Source organism: Staphylococcus pseudoxylosus, assembly GCF_003697915.1.
Lineage (GTDB): Bacteria > Bacillota > Bacilli > Staphylococcales > Staphylococcaceae > Staphylococcus > Staphylococcus pseudoxylosus.
In genome coordinates this window covers 37,865-53,756 of record NZ_RCVN01000009.1, presented here as the reverse complement: position 1 = coordinate 53,756, position 15,892 = coordinate 37,865, and the positions used below count along the sequence as shown (strand labels likewise).

Below are 15,892 nucleotides of genomic sequence, written 5' to 3'. Positions count from 1 at the left end.
TAAGCGATTACAATAATGTGCATTTTTTTAAAACAAATGGAGGTAAACTCATGTTAAATAACATTGCTATATCAGGTTTTTCTGATGAAATTTCATCAGATTTAGACACACAATTACAAAAAGTATCAGAATTAGGTATGCGTTATATTTCATTACGTGGCATTGACGATGAAAATATAGGTGATTATACAGTCGACAAGATAAAAAAGAATGTTATTCCAAAATTAAAAGAATGGAATATCTCAGTCTCTTCTATCGGTTCTCCCATAGGTAAAATATACATTCAAGATGAAGAAGCATTTGAAAAGCAATTAGATGTCTTAAAAAACATGTGTCAAATCGCAAATGTATTGTCTTGTAAGTATATTAGAATTTTCAGCTTTTATATACCTAAAGATCAAAATTTTGATAACTATCAACATACAGTGATTAAAAAATTAAAAACATTTGCAAAAATCGCAAAGCAATACAACGTCGTTTTACTGCATGAAAATGAAAAAGATATTTTCGGTGATATAGCTCGTCGCTGTAAATTAATCCTTGATGAAGTAGGATCTGACCATTTTAAAGCGATTTTTGATTTTGCCAATTTCGTTCAATGTGGAGAAGACACACAAGCTTGTTATGAACTCTTAGAACCTGACATTGAATATATCCACATCAAAGATGCGGTCTATAAAGACAGTATTAACGTTGTTTGTGGTACAGGAGATGGCCAAATTGAGTCTATTCTTAAACAAGCGATAGACCATGGCTATGAAGGCTTCTTAACTTTAGAACCTCACCTTGTTGTATTTGATGCAATTAAAGATTTAGAAATAGAGCATTCTACTGAAACAATTCAGAATACAGCTGCAAAAGATGGCGCTGAAGGATATCAAATTCAGTATGAAGCGCTTTTAGAAATTTTAAAAAATATTGAAAATAAGGAGAATGTATAATGACAAATATTCGTTTAGGCATAATTGGATTAGGTGCACAAGGCAATACTTATGCTAACTTTATCAATGAAAATAAAGTGGAAAATGTAGTTATAGGAGCCATTTGTGATATCGATCCTGATAAAAAAGCACTAGCTGCCGAAAAATACCCAAACACGCCTTTTTATAATGATTATATCGATTTATTAGAAAGCGGTGATGTTGATGCTGTTGTGACAACAGTGCCACATTATTTGCATACAGAAATAGGTAAAGCTGCATTGAATAGAAACATACATGCACTATTAGAGAAACCAGCTGATATCTATGCCGAAAAAGTAAAAGAAATTAGTGACTTAGCCGCTTCTAAACCCGAATTAACATTCGGTATTTTCTTTAATCAAAGAACCAATCCACTTTATCAAAAAGTTAAATCTTTAATTGATGATGGAGAAATTGGACAAATTAGACGTACAAATTGGATTATTACTACTTGGTGGCGTCCACAAGCATATTATGATCAAAGTTCGTGGCGTGCAACCTGGAATGGCGAAGGAGGCGGTGTATTAGTAAACCAAGCACCACATCAAATAGATTTAATGCAATGGTTGTGCGGATTACCAGAAAAAGTATATGCCAATGTAAAATACGGGTATCAGAGAGATTTAAATGTTGATGATGATGTGACAGCCGTATTAGATTACGGTAATGGGGCGACAGGTGTTTTCATCACATGTACGCATGATGTCATTGGCACAGACCGACTAGAAATCACCGGAGATAAAGGGAAAATCTTAGTCGAAGATAGTAAGAAAATAACTATCAAACGTTTAAAACAATCAGAAAATGAAATGAATCAAACCATGACTTGGGCAGATGTAGCAGAAATCTTCAAAGGTGATGGTATGGGAGATATCTATGAAACAGATACTTTTGAATTTGATAGTGTATGGGGCGAACAACACATCAATGTACTTGAAAACTTCGCTGCAAATATCATCGATGATACACCGCTTATAGCGCCTGGTAGTGATGGAATTCATGGCGTTAACTTCGTAAATGCAATTTATCTTTCTAGTTGGTCAGGTAAAGAAGTAACACTGCCTGTAGACCCAACAGAATTCAAAAATGCTTTACAACATAAAATCAATTCAGAAGATAAATAAATCCACCTATAACAGGAGATGGTATAAATGTTGAAAGTTGGTGTAGTCGGTTTAGGAGATATATCACAAATTCATATACATGCAATACAACAAAACCCTAAAGCTCAATTAATCGCAGTTTGTGATGAAGATGAATCATTAAAAAACAAAGCACCTCATAGCAATTTTTATAATAATCTAAATAGCATGTTAGATTCAGAAAAGTTAGATTGTGTTCATGTTTGCTTACCTCACCACTTACATGTATCTGCTACTACAACATGTGTTGAAAAAGGGATCCATGTATTACAAGAAAAACCCTTAGCTGTAAATGCGAAAGAAGGACTAGAATTAGTCGCTTTACAACGACAATATCCAGAAATTAAGGTTGGTATATGTTTCCAAAATAGATATAACGATACCTTCCAAACATTAAAACACATTGTTCGAAGCGGCCAATACGGTGAAGTGATTGGAATAAAAGGGCTTGTTACATGGTTTCGACCTGAATCCTATTACACAGAGAAACCTTGGCGTGGTCAAATGGCTTATGCAGGCGGAGGTGTTCTAATCAATCAATCCATTCATACATTAGATTTAATGCAACTACTATGTGGAAATATATCCTCTATTAAAGGAACCGTATCTCAATTATTAGATTATGAAATTGAAGTAGAAGACACAGCATCTGCACATATTAAATTTGAAAATAATGCAAACGGTATGTTCTTTGCTACTAATGCTAATTTTGGAAACTCAAGTATAGAATTACAGGTTATATTTAAAAACGAAAAGCTAACAATTAAAGATAATATACTTACACGTATGAATAAAGAAGGTTATAAGATTCAAATTAAAGAAGACGAAAAGCTAGATGGTGATAAATCGTATTACGGACCTAGCCATGGCAAGTTGATTAACCAATTCTACGATTGCATTATTGAAGATACTGATGATTATATACACCCTAAAGACGCTTTAGCATCTATCGCCATGATTGATGCTATACAAAAATCTTCCAAATCAAACAGTGTAGTTCATTTTGCAAGTAATTAAATAGCTTATTATCATTCATAATTTATTGCACATCGATTTTTATCGTTGTGCATTTTTAATTCAAATTTATTTATATCAAAATTATTATCAATTGAATTTATACATATATTTCCATATACTAAACATCATATCGATAATGGTAGGTGTTAATGTGAACAATCGACCGAAAGTTATTTTAGACCTCGCCGTAAGTCTAGATGGTTATATAGAAGAGCCTAACTGAGAAATTGACTGGTGTATGAAGGACCCAGAAATGAATTTCAATACGTTTTTAAAACAGATTGGCGCTATCATATATGGTAGGAAAAGCTATGATTTATGGGGGACTTATACACCTCAATTAGGTAATGAAGAACATGGAGACTATAGTAGGTCGCAAGAGGTTCATAGTAAACAAAAATATGTATTTACGCGCCAAAAAAGTCTTATTTCTCCAGAAGCCGTATATATAAGTTCAGAAGATATGCGAGTTAATATAGACAAAATCAGAGCCCAACAGACTAAAGATATTTGGTTATACGGCGGTTCAAATATTATAACTTCTTTTATAAATAATGACTTAATAGATGAATATCGCTTATCTATAAACCCTGTTGTGTTAGGTTCGGGAAAACCTTTATTTGATCATTTAACAGATAGAGTTAATCTGATACATGTAAAAACTAATACGTACCAAAGTGATGTCGTACAACTTATATATAATAAAAACAAATCGTTATAGCTGAGTATTGTATAAAGGAGTATTTATATATGGCTGAAATAGCAGTAGAAATGGATCAGGTAACATTAAAACTCAACAACAAAACAATCATCAATAATTTATCATTTCAAATACCTAAAGGTTCAATCACCTTATTAAAAGGCAAGAATGGTGTCGGTAAAAGTTTGACGCTCAAATTGATGACAAAATTAATAACACCAAATACCGGTATAATTAATGTCTCTGGCTACACAAGTTATGCGCCTGACAGTTTCCCTAAAAACATAAAACTAACAACAAAATCGTTTCTAGCAACGATTCAAAATTTGAATATGAAGCGGAAATCTGACAACCATACCGTTGATGATTATTTAACACTATTAAACCTATCTTCATTACAAAATACTAAATTACATCATCTTTCAAAAGGCTCTTTACAAAAAGTAAATATCATCCAAACCTTATTAACAGATGCAGATATATTAGTATTTGACGAACCATTTTCAGGTTTAGATAAAATGTCAGAAGCACAATTTTTAACTCGTTTACAACAATTATCGAAAACTAAAACAATAATTATTACAGATCATGATTCTAATATTGAACATACCATTGCGACTCATATATTAAGTCTAGATGATTATACATTTATGCCACAATCAGAGTATCAAGCGTTGAAGTCTATCACGCTTACCAACCAACAATATGTAAATGAAATTATTGAACGAGATTTAGCGTCATGGGTATGTACTAAATTAACTTCTAATCATCAAAATGTAACCTTGCAAGTTGACAAACAAAATTTAAATGTCGTTTTACAACATTTACTAAAGCATAATTGCGAAATCATCGAAGTAAAGGATCTTTAAAATGCTATATTCTTTTTTAAAATACGAACACTTAAAATTTTTAACATCGTATCAATTCATTGCACCAGTATTTACATACTTACTGTGGGTCATCGGTATATATATCTATCGAGATATGCCTGTGCTATCAAGCTATGGTTCTACAGCAATTGGTTTATTTATAGTAATGACGTGGATGACTATTATTAATTTCGGTCGTGACACTTTAAATGAACGTCATATTTTCTATATGCAATTAAAATCAAAAACTACTTATTTGTTAATAAAAATACTATATTTATATTTATTTAGTACATTGCTGATTATTTTCTCATTGATCTATCCACTTTTACTTAGTGTATTTGATAAACCTGTTTCCTTTAACTTTGTCTTAATTGGGATAATTACCCATCTGTTATTAAGTATGTTTGGCATTGTATTAGGCGCTTTTATTACCAATACGAAAATTGCCACTAAATCTTATCGGTGGTTATTAACCATATTTATTATGCTCATCATTTTCACTAAAGAGGTACTTATAGCAACCGTACCATTTACAAAATGGTTACTCTGGTTATTACCACCAATTAGCAATCTTTTAAATCAATTGAATAGCGATAATTTGTTATTGCTTAATAACCATTTCCTGCTATTATGTTTATTTGCTGTGATTTATATTTTAATAGCACTTAAATTGCTTATCATACTCTTTAAAAAAACTGAGTAATTCACTATAAAAAGACATCCCTACAAGATTGTTATACATTCTTGTAGGGATGTCTTTTTATTGGTTTAAATAGTTAAAATATACCTGAAATTACAATTAAGCAATATAAACAAATAGTTCAATAATAGCAATAATTAAAAACACCAAAAATACGACGCCGTAAATATTATTCTTTTTAGCACTCTGCTCATTTTGAGTTTTTTGTTTTGCTTTATTGTTTACGTTAGTGAAGAAGGTAATACCAGAATAAACTGCAATAAGTACGGTTATACCAAACACAAACCATATACCACCCATTATGACAAACCTCCTTTATTAATAATCAATATACTACTAATCTTTTTAAAAGATTAAAATCATGATATATACCTATATTAATACATTTTTTCAGTTCATCCAATGTATATTCTAAAAATTTAATTAATATACACATTTACCATGAACTTCATCGTATAAATAACACGTAAAATAAGTTATAATGATTGAAAAGCTATGAATAAAGGGGTTAATATAATGAATGGTCTTAGAAGTGTAACCACAGGGACAGATAATTTAGAAAAAACTAAAACTTTATTTAAAGATGTATTAGGTCTAAACGTGGCAGACAAAGGGCAAGCTCTCCGTTTTGGTGACGCAGAACTAAGCTCCGGCACACGTATCCATTTTGTAGAAATACCAAACTATACAAATCAAGAGAATCATATTGAAAATATTGGTTTACGTTTACCAAGTGACGAGGGTTTAGATGAATACCAAACTATCTTAAACGACCATCAAATTGATCATAGTGAAATTACTGATTTAAATGGGCATAAGTATTTTGAGTTTAATGACCATAATCATCAGACATTCAATATTTATTCAAACGAACATAATACTGGCGCGCCTTTAGGAATGCCCACATTTGATAGCACTGTTAACCCACTGCATCAAATTCAAGGTTTAGGGCCAGTCTTGCTTAAAGTAAATGAATTATTACTTACTCAATCTATTCTGACAAAAGTGTTTGGCCTTACGCATTTCGCTGAATACACACCACATCCTGACGCAGACTATAAAGTACAAGTCTTCCGAATCGGAGAAGGTGGTTTAGGTGGGGAATTACACTTACACGCTGCTGAAGAAGATTTGAAAATGCCGAAACATGGTATTGTAGAACAAATTGAGTTTGCAACAGAGTCCAAAGCACAATTCCAAAATGCATTACAACAACTTGAATCTATAGGTATTCCGTACCAATCGTTAGATCAAGACGGTGAAAAATCCTTAAGAATTAGTGAAAAAAGTGGTATCACTTTTATATTGACTTTAGAAATTAAATCATAGAAAGAGGAATGTTTATTTATGTTACACGAAACATGGAAAGAAAATACACCAGTGAAAAAAGTTGAAGTTATTCATACAAATGCTAAGAAATTCACAGTTTCTGATATGTTAACTGTTGGACAACAATATGATGTTATCAATGAAACTGAAGAATATTACCAAATTATTGATAACTCTGGGCTTGTTGGTGGTTATTACAAAGAATATTTCAAAGAAGTATAGCATTAACAAATAAATCTTGCGCTCATATTGTGTTGCGCGTTCAAATAATTTCTTAACAAATAAGGGCTAGGGCGAAATATGATGATGTATTCATGCCCCAGTCTATTTTTAATGAGTTCTTATAAATAAGTAAGCCATATTTTATATAGAGGAGACAATTTATGATGACAAGTACAAACTATATTAATAGAGATGAAACAGTCTTTAACGATGCAAAAGCTTTAATGCAACTAAACAAAAACATTTTACTAAAAGGACCCACAGGTTCCGGTAAGACGAAATTGGCAGAAACATTAAGTGAAACAATGAATCGCCCAATGCACCAAATCAATTGTTCAGTCGATTTAGACGCAGAAAGCCTACTCGGATTCAAAACCATACAAACTAACGACAATGGAACACAAGAAATCGTTTTTATAGATGGACCGGTAATTAAAGCCATGAAAGAAGGCCATATACTGTATATTGATGAAATAAATATGGCTAAACCTGAGACGTTACCTATTTTAAACGGTGTGTTAGACTACCGTAGAAAACTAACGAATCCATTTACAGGAGAAGTCGTCAATGCAGCACCTGGTTTCAACGTCATTGCAGCAATCAACGTAGGATATATTGGAACTTTACCAATGAACGAAGCATTAAAAAATCGTTTTGTTGTCATTCAAGTAGATTATATCGATGGTGACATTTTAAGTGATGTCATTAAACAACAAAGTCAGTTAAATGACACTGTATTAATTCAAAAAATCATTAAGTTTAATGAAGACTTACGTACGATGACAAAACAAGGGCAAATTTCTGAAGAAGCGGCTAGTATTCGTGCATTAATAGACTTAAGTGATTTAGCTACTATTATGCCAATTGAACGTGCCATTCAACGAACAATAATAGATAAGTTAGAAGATGAGCGAGAACAACAAGCTATTTTAAACGCGGTAGAATTAAACTTTTAGTGAGGGATAAACATGAGTGATCGTTTTATAAAATTTAATGACGAGCAGCTAGATGCTAAACAAGTGATGATGCTTCAGGATTTAGCACGTCTTTTACTGAAAAATGAGCAAACACAAGTTAAGATTCAAAAGTTCCCTTATTACGATCCGATTAATAACACTTTAATCACGAGTTCTTTTTGGTCACATAGAGATGAATATGTTGAAACTACAGGATTAAAAACGGACGTCATGCTCGCTGCTTATGGTTACCAGATGATGGATGAGAAGGTTGTGAATCATGTTATACAGAGTCAGGAGTTCAAACATCCTAAATTCTATCAACAGCTATTCAAACTACTCGAAGATCAACGCATCTTAAGCAAAATAGCGAAGGAACGCCCATCAACAAAATCAGCTATTCAGATGCGTAATGAAGTTAGGCTTAACTACACTAAGACACAAATAAATGTGTACAGAACCAAAACTACTTTCACAGATTTATTATTTCTATATCTAGAGGCTTCTTTTATAACAGAAAACTTTTACGATATACCACAAATACATCCACAAATTGATGATGTGTTAAATAATATGTATATGTACTTACCGAACTTTTTCTATAACAAGACTTCTGAAGATAATATGTATTTAGCTGAGCGAATTATGTTCCAAATTGACGATATATTAAAAGAAGATATGCTAAACGAATATTATCATTTACCAAAAAAAGTTTATGAATCTATACAAGCGCTTCAATTCGAGGATTTAACTAGAACAGATGCTAGCAATACAGACGGTACTTCAAATGAAGATAAAGACGAAGATTCAGTAAGTGAAGAGATAGAATCAAATAATCAAGATAGCGCCTCACAAGGTGGCACTTACTTAGAAATGGAATTGCATGAAGGGGAAAATAGCCAAGTCATGGGCGATAATGATAATGCGCGTGAAGGCGATGCTGCTGATGATATGACTGATATGCAAACCAAAAAGGGTAAAGGTTCATCTAATAATATAGAAGATGACCAAGGTGGTTCTGTTGGGCATAATCAAGCCTTTGCCTTAAAAGGAATTAATGAAAATGTCGAAATCAAATGGAACATCCCTGAAATTCAACCTCAATTCATCCACCAATACCAAGAGGTTGAAGCTGATGTCCAGTTTGAAACCAAAGATTTAATTCAAATCATACAAAAAACGATTGATAGAGAATATCAAGATGAACGACATAATTTAACCAAAGGCAGATTACAAAAAAACCTACTCAATTGGTTTATAGACGATCAATATAAGCTATTTTATAAAAAACAAGACTTAAGTCAGTCATTCGATGCAACGTTCACATTATTAGTAGATGCTTCAGCCAGTATGCAAGATAAAATGGAAGAAACAATTAAGGGCGTTGTACTATTTCACGAAACATTAAAGAGTCTAAATGTGAAGCATGAAATATTGGCATTTAACGAGGATGCTTTCGATGCGGATGAAGCAAACCAACCCAATATTATAGATGAAATCATCACATACAATCGTTCCATGATGGATAAAGATGGGCCAAGAATAATGGCATTAGAGCCACAAGATGATAATAGAGATGGTGTTGCTATTAGAATTGGTAGTGAAAGACTCATGCGCCGTTCTCATAATCAGCGTTTCTTAATTGTATTTTCAGATGGAGAACCTTCTGCATATAATTATAGTCAAGATGGTATATTAGATACTTATGAAGCGGTTGAAACAGCTCGAAAAATGGGCATCGAAGTCTTCAATGTGTTTTTAAGTCAGGAGCCTATCACAGAAGATATTGAGCAAACAATTCATAATATATATGGACAATACGCTTTATTTGTAGAAGGTGTTAAAAATCTCCCTTCCCAATTATCGCCATTATTGAAAAAACTATTATTAAAATCATTTTAAATAGGCTATTTTTGACAAATAATAAACGATATATTTAAATATTCTGAAATTTATATAGACGATATCTAATTAACCATGATAGAATAGGTAATATTATTTTATTGGTTAGAAGGAGCAAGTCATATGAATAAAAATACATGGATTATAGGTTTTACATTGTTCGCAATGTTTTTTGGGGCAGGTAATCTTATTTTCCCACCAAATTTAGGCTTAGATAGTGGACAGTATTTCTGGCCATCAATCTTAGCATTTGCTTTAACAGGTATCGGACTACCACTATTAGGCGTTATCGTAGGCGCGTTAGATAAACAAGGTTATATTGGGTCATTAAATAAAATTTCACCTAAGTTCTCTATCATATTCCTAGTCATCATCTATCTTACAATTGGACCACTGTTCGCAATTCCTCGTACAGCGTCGACATCGTTTGAAATGACAGTGACACCGATTGCCCACACAAACAGTAGTTTAGCATTGTTTATCTTTACTGTTATATATTTCTTGATCGTTTTATATTTATGTATTAACCCAACTAAAATGGTAGATCGCATTGGTTCGCTATTAACACCATTGTTATTGATCACTATTTTAGCAATGATTATCAAAGGATTTGTTGATTATGGTAGTAATTCACATAGTCAAGCTGCTGAAGCATTCACATCGAACTTTGCAGGTTTCTCACAAGGATTCACAAATGGTTATCTTACTATGGATGCCATTGCAGCTATTGCTTTCTCTATGATTGTTGTTAATGCAGTAAAATCAACAGGTATTACACATGCCAACCAAATTTTCAAACAAACGTTAATGGCTGGCGTTATTGCAGCTGTAGCTTTAATGTTTATTTATATCTCATTAGGATTTATAGGTAATCATATGGCAGTGCCTCAGGAAAAAATAGCGAGCCTGACTGCAAATGACCAAAATATTGGTACATATTTATTAACGACGATGGCCAGTGTTGGATTTGGGACACTTGGTAAATATTTATTAGGTATTATTGTGGCGCTTGCTTGTCTAACAACAGCTTGCGGATTAGTCGTAGCAGTATCAGAATATTTCCATAGAATTTTCCCAAGAATTTCTTATAAAACATATGTAATTGTATTTACTCTTATTAGTTTTATTTTAGCAAACCAAGGGCTTAACTCAGTTATTACTATGTCTGTGCCAGTATTAAGTATTGTATACCCTGTAGCAATTACATCAGTATTACTTATTTTATTAGCACGTTTTGTACCTACAAAACCTATTGCACAACAAATTCCTGTAGCTATTGTTACAATCGTATCTATTTTAAGTGTCATTCATACACAAGGCTGGCTAACATTGAGTTTCATTGATAGCTTGCCATTAAAAGACTATTCACTTGAATGGTTCCCAATTGCTGTTGTGACAACTATTATAGGTTATATTGTAGCGACTATGGTTAAAAATCAAAAACCCATTGTTTACGAAAAAGAATAATATTTAAAATAAAAGCAAATCGACGCTTAAACTGGCGTTGATTTGCTTTTTTATGTAAATAATCAGTATATATATGCCTTTATATTACTTAAACTTCTAGTTAATTTTCAATAATAAATTGATGATATTCGATATATATTACAATCATATTCATAAAATATGCTGATTTGGAGAAAATGAATTTGAAAAGTCGATTTGATTAGTTTTAAAAAGTAAGCTATACTCTTTACTTCAAGTGTTTCGTCAAAGAGCAATATAAGCGTATTACAGTGGTAGTCAATTGGTATTTTCATAAGTTCAAAATAGTGTATTTTATAGCATATGACTTTTTAATATAGATAAAACAATCTTAAATTAATTATTTGTGGTTTTCACACAAACAGTCACACCTCTCATATTATAGATTCATCTTTACTATTTAATGTACTAATAAGCACCTTATTAAAATAATAAAAAAAGACATCCACACTCAATAATTATATTGTTCAGAACACGTATAATAGAGGGGTCGAATAATATTAAATATTCACAATGGAAAGATAAATTAGATTGGCCAGTATTTTTAATTAGTGGGGGCATCCTCGTTTTATTTGTATTGATGTCATCCGTTTTTACACAGGCAACTTCGAATTTAGTTCAGAAAGGTTTTCAAATCTCAATTACTTATTTCGGAGCTTTTTGGCAAATATTACTTCTTGCCACATTTGCCGTAGGTGTATTTTTAGCATTTTCAAAATATGGTCGTGTTCGACTAGGAAACGCTTCTAAACCAGAAATGGGTTATTTTAGGTGGGCTGCCATCGTAATCACATCTGGTTTAGGCGCAGGAGCTATTTTTTGGGCTGCAGCAGAACCAATGTATTATTTTATAGATGTCCCACCAACCATGGATCCTGACATAAAAAATGGTAGTACTCAAGCCATACCAGCTGCTATGGCACAAAGTTTTACCTCCTGGGGTTTTACAGCGTGGGCAGTTTATGGCGCAATCAGTGGTATTATTATCATGTATGCACACTATAATAAACATTTAAAAATGCGTCCTCGTACATTATTATATCCAATTTTTGGTAGTAAAATAGAGAAAAATAAAATTGGATGGATGATAGATGTTTTTTGTATTTTAGGTGCTGTCGCTGGTACTATTGGTACAATTGGGTTCTTTGGTTTTCAATTTAGTTACTGGTTACATAGTATTTTTGGTATACCAGATAACATCATTACTCAAATATTATCTGTCGCAGGCTTAATGGTTGTTGTAACCATTTCTGCTACTACTGGCATCGAGAAAGGCATTCAATTTTTAAGCAAATTAAATGTATGGCTAGCACTTGCACTTGCAGCCTTTATATTATTATTAGGTCCTGGACACTTTATTATAGATACATTTATATCTTCATATGGTGTTTATATAACTCATTTTCTAGAAATTAGTACATTTAGAGGAAATGATAAATGGGCTGGCGCTTGGATGTTATTTTTCTTTGGTTGGTTTATAGGATATGGTCCATTAATGGGAATGTTAGTTGCTCGTGTATCTAGAGGTCGTACAATTAGAGAAATATTTTTACTCGTTTCTATAGTAGCTGCAGTAGTTTCTCATATATGGTTTTCTATTCTTGGTGGTAGTGGCCTATTTTATGAAATCAAAAACAGCGGTGCAATCAGTGGGCCATTAACAGATAATGGATTACCTGCAGCAGTCATTTCCATTGCTTCTCACTTACCATTAGGTACCGTCATGGTAATTGTTTTATTATTATTGACATTAATATTTGTAATCACAACTGCTGACACGATGTCGTATTCCATTTCGATGTCTGTTACTGGAGAAGGTGATCCTCCAAAAATGATAAGGCTATTTTGGGTTGTTATTATGGGTGTCGTATCAATCATTTTAATAAATATTGGAGAGGGTAGTATCAATGCCATTCAATCTTTTATTATTATTACAGCCGTCCCGATATCAATCATTATGTTGCCAGCAGTTTGGACAGCACCAAAAATTGCACATAAATTAGCTATAGAACAAAACATAGCAGTGAATAAAGAAAAGGAAACTTCAAAAAGCAATATTTTAGCTGAAAAATCTTCTGATAGTGATTAAACTGACAGTAATGCCAGAACATGTACTATAAGTGTTTCAGCTTAACACTAAAACAAAAACAAGTTTATATTAAATTCAAGAAGAGCGTACCCGTAAATGCAAATGGGTACGCTTTTTTCTATAACGAATTATTTATTGGCATAGAAATAACAAAAACCGAGACATCTATTTATGTCCCGGAGTCATTTGTTATTATAAATATTTGATTAAACGTAAAAAATTATTTGTTTTGCTTCATATCTAAAAGTTGATTTTGTAATTCGCTTTCAAGTTGATTCAATTCGGACTCAGCTTGTTTACGTTTATTACGGCCTTGTTCTTGAATCTGTAATGTCTGTTCTATTGTTTCAATAATGTCATTTTGCGTTGTTTTTAGAGTCTCAATATCAACGACGCCACGTTCATTTTCAGTAGCAGTTGCTAGAGCATTTTGTTTCAATAGTTCAGAGTTCTTTAATAATAAATCATTTGTCGTATCAGTAACAGCCTTTTGTGCAGTTACTGCATTTCGTTGTCTCATTAAAGTTAATGCAATTGACATTTGATTTTTCCACAAAGGAATACTTGTGAGAATAGAACTTTGAATTTTTTCTGCTAATGCTTGATTAACATTTTGAATCATTCGTATTTGTGGTGCTGTCTGTATCGCAATTTGTCGAGATAGTTGTAAATCATAAATACGTTTATCTAAGCGATCGATAAATTGTTCCATATCCGATGCAGCTTGAACATCCATTTGATTACCTGTTGATTTTGCCTGCGCTCTTAATTTAGGCACATCTTCTTGTTGCAGATCATGTTGTTTCTTTTTAGCTGCTTCAATATACAATGATAATTCATCAAAATAGTCTTTATTCATATTGTATAATTCATCTAACATGTCTACATCTTTGACTAGGTTATTTTTATGTTTATCTAACTCGATAGATATGCGGTCTATTTGCGAACCAACCGATTGCATCTTTGAAAAAATTTCATTTACAGATGCCTTTGTTCTTCTAAAAATACGCTTTAATTTCGATTGATTTTCTGGATTCAATTCATCAGGGTTTACTGATTTCAGTTTACTCATTAATCCATTCAATGATTCACCAACTGGTCCCACATCAGTTGTCTTAACTTCATTTAATATACGGTGTGAGAATTGTGACATATGTGATTGGGCTTCCGTACCATAATTCAATAAACCATCATGATCCATAGGTTTTATTTTTTCACTCAGCTCATTAATCTTTTGTTGATCTTTTTGAGTATACTGGGTAGAATTCACGACTTCAGATTCACTTGTAGAATTTTCTTCTATATATTTATCTAATGGATGTGAATTTATATAGTCTTGTTCTCTTGCCATAAAACCTCTCTCCATTCTTGTTTTAATTTGCTATTTCTTATTCCGACTTTGTTCTATCTTGTTTAATTCCATCTCTATATCTAACTTACTATAATCCTCATCATTAATCCGTCTTAAATCAGCTACCAATGTTCTTTTAACTTCATCCAAAGTAATTCTTGTTTGTTCTAATTTTTGTTTTTCTTCTTTAGTCTTCTTAGGTGATTTTGATAACCTTGTATAGGCTTCAATTAAATTTAATGCATTATCAATATGGGAATAGAAGAAACTTTCAACTTTAAAAAATGAACTTGGTTGTTGTTTAACTGCATAAAATATAGCTCGAGATATTCGATAGATTTCATTTACTTGTCTAAAGTCTTTGATAGATCTGACATTTACAAATGATTTGAATATCCGTCTAATTTTATCCTGTGTAGTGTTTAATTGACTATTTACAAAGTGATAATCTCGACGAGTTAGACCAATTTCTTTTAAATACTTTCTAGAAGTTAAACGTTGAGTAGGGAAGTAAAACGTTATAAATGTTGCTACAGAAATCAACAAATCAAAAATAAAATAAATATCTAAGGCAAATATACTAACAAACCATGCGATAACTGCTGCTGGCAAAGCAATAATTGTCCCGAAAATACGAGAAATATTATATCTCAAACTTCATCTTCCTTTATATAGTTTTAAAATCTTTCAATGATTGCTCAATTTCTATCTCTTCAGTAGTAAAATCCTCAACATGGGATGCTGGGGAAGCACCTTCTGTAACTGCGTTAATAAACTGTGTTAATGATTGCTCATCGCCTTGAGCATATATATCAACGTAATTGTCTACATTTTCTACGGTACCAACAATATGATACTTTCGTGCTAATTTTTGGGTATAATAACGAAAACCTACACCTTGTACCATCCCAAATACTTTAATGTGTTTACGTTTCATAAAATCACCTCTTAATTAACATTATACGAAATTTAACGCTACAAAACTAATATTTAAGTTTATAAATTGATAGTCTATCGGCCAAAAGTATGAGTCAGATAACTTGATTTTGTATCTTAACTCGTTAAAATATTACACATAGACAAAAATTGTACGTCTCTAAATCAAAATAAGAACGTCTATATTTAGTTTTATTTTATTTCTATTTATAAACATGGGGGATTTAAT

At 32.1% G+C, this 15,892-nt stretch carries 15 protein-coding genes and 1 pseudogene; 12 read left to right on the top strand and 4 right to left on the bottom strand.

Features of this window, described 5'->3' with window-relative positions; translation table 11 throughout:
• The first annotated feature begins 50 nt into the window (after positions 1-50).
• From D9V42_RS09445 to D9V42_RS09420, 6 genes and pseudogenes are all read left to right on the top strand, one after another.
• Positions 51-941, top strand: a complete 891-nt coding sequence (locus D9V42_RS09445) for a sugar phosphate isomerase/epimerase family protein (RefSeq protein ID WP_107555912.1) — start codon at positions 51-53, stop codon at positions 939-941.
• Positions 941-2,086, top strand: a complete 1,146-nt coding sequence (locus tag D9V42_RS09440; protein WP_107555913.1) for a Gfo/Idh/MocA family protein — start codon at positions 941-943, stop codon at positions 2,084-2,086. The genes D9V42_RS09445 and D9V42_RS09440 overlap by 1 nt, the downstream gene beginning before the upstream one ends.
• A gap of 27 nt (positions 2,087-2,113) precedes the next feature.
• Complete coding sequence (locus D9V42_RS09435; protein ID WP_122064684.1) at positions 2,114-3,121, top strand: Gfo/Idh/MocA family protein; 1,008 nt, start codon at positions 2,114-2,116, stop codon at positions 3,119-3,121.
• Between the two features lie 136 nt (positions 3,122-3,257).
• Positions 3,258-3,842, top strand: a pseudogene (locus D9V42_RS09430) (dihydrofolate reductase family protein).
• A gap of 29 nt (positions 3,843-3,871) precedes the next feature.
• Positions 3,872-4,690 (top strand): ATP-binding cassette domain-containing protein, encoded by an 819-nt coding sequence (locus tag D9V42_RS09425; RefSeq protein WP_122064682.1) that lies wholly within the window; start codon positions 3,872-3,874, stop codon positions 4,688-4,690.
• Position 4,691: 1 nt separating this feature from the next.
• Complete coding sequence (locus D9V42_RS09420; protein ID WP_122064680.1) at positions 4,692-5,396, top strand: ABC transporter permease; 705 nt, start codon at positions 4,692-4,694, stop codon at positions 5,394-5,396.
• A 96-nt stretch (positions 5,397-5,492) separates the two neighbouring features.
• Here the strand turns inward: D9V42_RS09420 and D9V42_RS09415 are convergent, their stop codons facing one another.
• Complete coding sequence (locus D9V42_RS09415; protein WP_122064678.1) at positions 5,493-5,693, bottom strand: Mid2-like cell wall stress sensor domain protein; 201 nt, start codon at positions 5,691-5,693, stop codon at positions 5,493-5,495.
• A 216-nt stretch (positions 5,694-5,909) separates the two neighbouring features.
• Between D9V42_RS09415 and D9V42_RS09410 the strand changes: the two genes are divergently transcribed.
• From D9V42_RS09410 to D9V42_RS09385, 6 genes are all read left to right on the top strand, one after another.
• Positions 5,910-6,722: a VOC family protein gene (locus D9V42_RS09410; RefSeq protein WP_122064676.1), complete on the top strand. Its 813-nt coding sequence runs from the start codon at positions 5,910-5,912 to the stop codon at positions 6,720-6,722.
• A gap of 18 nt (positions 6,723-6,740) precedes the next feature.
• Entirely contained in the window at positions 6,741-6,944 is a 204-nt protein-coding gene (locus D9V42_RS09405; RefSeq protein WP_042362710.1) for a DUF6501 family protein, read from the top strand.
• Positions 6,945-7,108: 164 nt separating this feature from the next.
• A complete protein-coding gene (locus tag D9V42_RS09400) occupies positions 7,109-7,900 on the top strand; it encodes an ATP-binding protein (RefSeq protein ID WP_107556118.1) in 792 nt (263 codons plus the stop codon).
• Positions 7,901-7,912: 12 nt separating this feature from the next.
• Positions 7,913-9,802, top strand: a complete 1,890-nt coding sequence (locus D9V42_RS09395; protein WP_122064674.1) for a vWA domain-containing protein — start codon at positions 7,913-7,915, stop codon at positions 9,800-9,802.
• Between the two features lie 123 nt (positions 9,803-9,925).
• Positions 9,926-11,269 carry a branched-chain amino acid-like transporter carrier protein BrnQ3 gene (gene brnQ3 / locus D9V42_RS09390; RefSeq protein WP_107556113.1) on the top strand — a complete coding sequence of 448 codons (1,344 nt, stop codon included), beginning with the start codon at positions 9,926-9,928 and terminating at the stop codon, positions 11,267-11,269.
• A gap of 517 nt (positions 11,270-11,786) precedes the next feature.
• Complete coding sequence (locus tag D9V42_RS09385; protein WP_208639076.1) at positions 11,787-13,376, top strand: BCCT family transporter; 1,590 nt, start codon at positions 11,787-11,789, stop codon at positions 13,374-13,376.
• A gap of 220 nt (positions 13,377-13,596) precedes the next feature.
• On the opposite strand, the gene D9V42_RS09380 is transcribed toward D9V42_RS09385, so the two are convergent.
• The 3 genes from D9V42_RS09380 to D9V42_RS09370 are packed head-to-tail and all read right to left on the bottom strand — an operon-like array spanning position 13,597 to position 15,664.
• Positions 13,597-14,727, bottom strand: a complete 1,131-nt coding sequence (locus D9V42_RS09380) for a toxic anion resistance protein (protein WP_107556111.1) — start codon at positions 14,725-14,727, stop codon at positions 13,597-13,599.
• A gap of 30 nt (positions 14,728-14,757) precedes the next feature.
• Positions 14,758-15,381: a 5-bromo-4-chloroindolyl phosphate hydrolysis family protein gene (locus tag D9V42_RS09375; RefSeq protein ID WP_107556110.1), complete on the bottom strand. Its 624-nt coding sequence runs from the start codon at positions 15,379-15,381 to the stop codon at positions 14,758-14,760.
• Positions 15,382-15,394: 13 nt separating this feature from the next.
• A complete protein-coding gene (locus tag D9V42_RS09370) occupies positions 15,395-15,664 on the bottom strand; it encodes an acylphosphatase (RefSeq protein WP_107556109.1) in 270 nt (89 codons plus the stop codon).
• Between the last annotated feature and the right edge of the window lie 228 nt (positions 15,665-15,892).

Bases quoted from the DNA above. Each gene is read 5' to 3' on its own strand.
- D9V42_RS09395 (WP_122064674.1), top strand. From the start codon at position 7,913: ATGAGTGATCGTTTTATAAAATTTAATGACGAGCAGCTAGATGCTAAA.
- D9V42_RS09410 (WP_122064676.1), top strand. From the start codon at position 5,910: ATGAATGGTCTTAGAAGTGTAACCACAGGGACAGATAATTTAGAAAAA.
- D9V42_RS09435 (WP_122064684.1), top strand. From the start codon at position 2,114: ATGTTGAAAGTTGGTGTAGTCGGTTTAGGAGATATATCACAAATTCAT.
- D9V42_RS09425 (WP_122064682.1), top strand. From the start codon at position 3,872: ATGGCTGAAATAGCAGTAGAAATGGATCAGGTAACATTAAAACTCAAC.
- D9V42_RS09370 (WP_107556109.1), bottom strand. From the start codon at position 15,664: ATGAAACGTAAACACATTAAAGTATTTGGGATGGTACAAGGTGTAGGT.
- D9V42_RS09400 (WP_107556118.1), top strand. From the start codon at position 7,109: ATGACAAGTACAAACTATATTAATAGAGATGAAACAGTCTTTAACGAT.
- D9V42_RS09420 (WP_122064680.1), top strand. From the start codon at position 4,692: ATGCTATATTCTTTTTTAAAATACGAACACTTAAAATTTTTAACATCG.
- brnQ3 (WP_107556113.1), top strand. From the start codon at position 9,926: ATGAATAAAAATACATGGATTATAGGTTTTACATTGTTCGCAATGTTT.
- D9V42_RS09415 (WP_122064678.1), bottom strand. From the start codon at position 5,693: ATGGGTGGTATATGGTTTGTGTTTGGTATAACCGTACTTATTGCAGTT.
- D9V42_RS09445 (WP_107555912.1), top strand. From the start codon at position 51: ATGTTAAATAACATTGCTATATCAGGTTTTTCTGATGAAATTTCATCA.
- D9V42_RS09380 (WP_107556111.1), bottom strand. From the start codon at position 14,727: ATGGCAAGAGAACAAGACTATATAAATTCACATCCATTAGATAAATAT.
- D9V42_RS09440 (WP_107555913.1), top strand. From the start codon at position 941: ATGACAAATATTCGTTTAGGCATAATTGGATTAGGTGCACAAGGCAAT.
- D9V42_RS09405 (WP_042362710.1), top strand. From the start codon at position 6,741: ATGTTACACGAAACATGGAAAGAAAATACACCAGTGAAAAAAGTTGAA.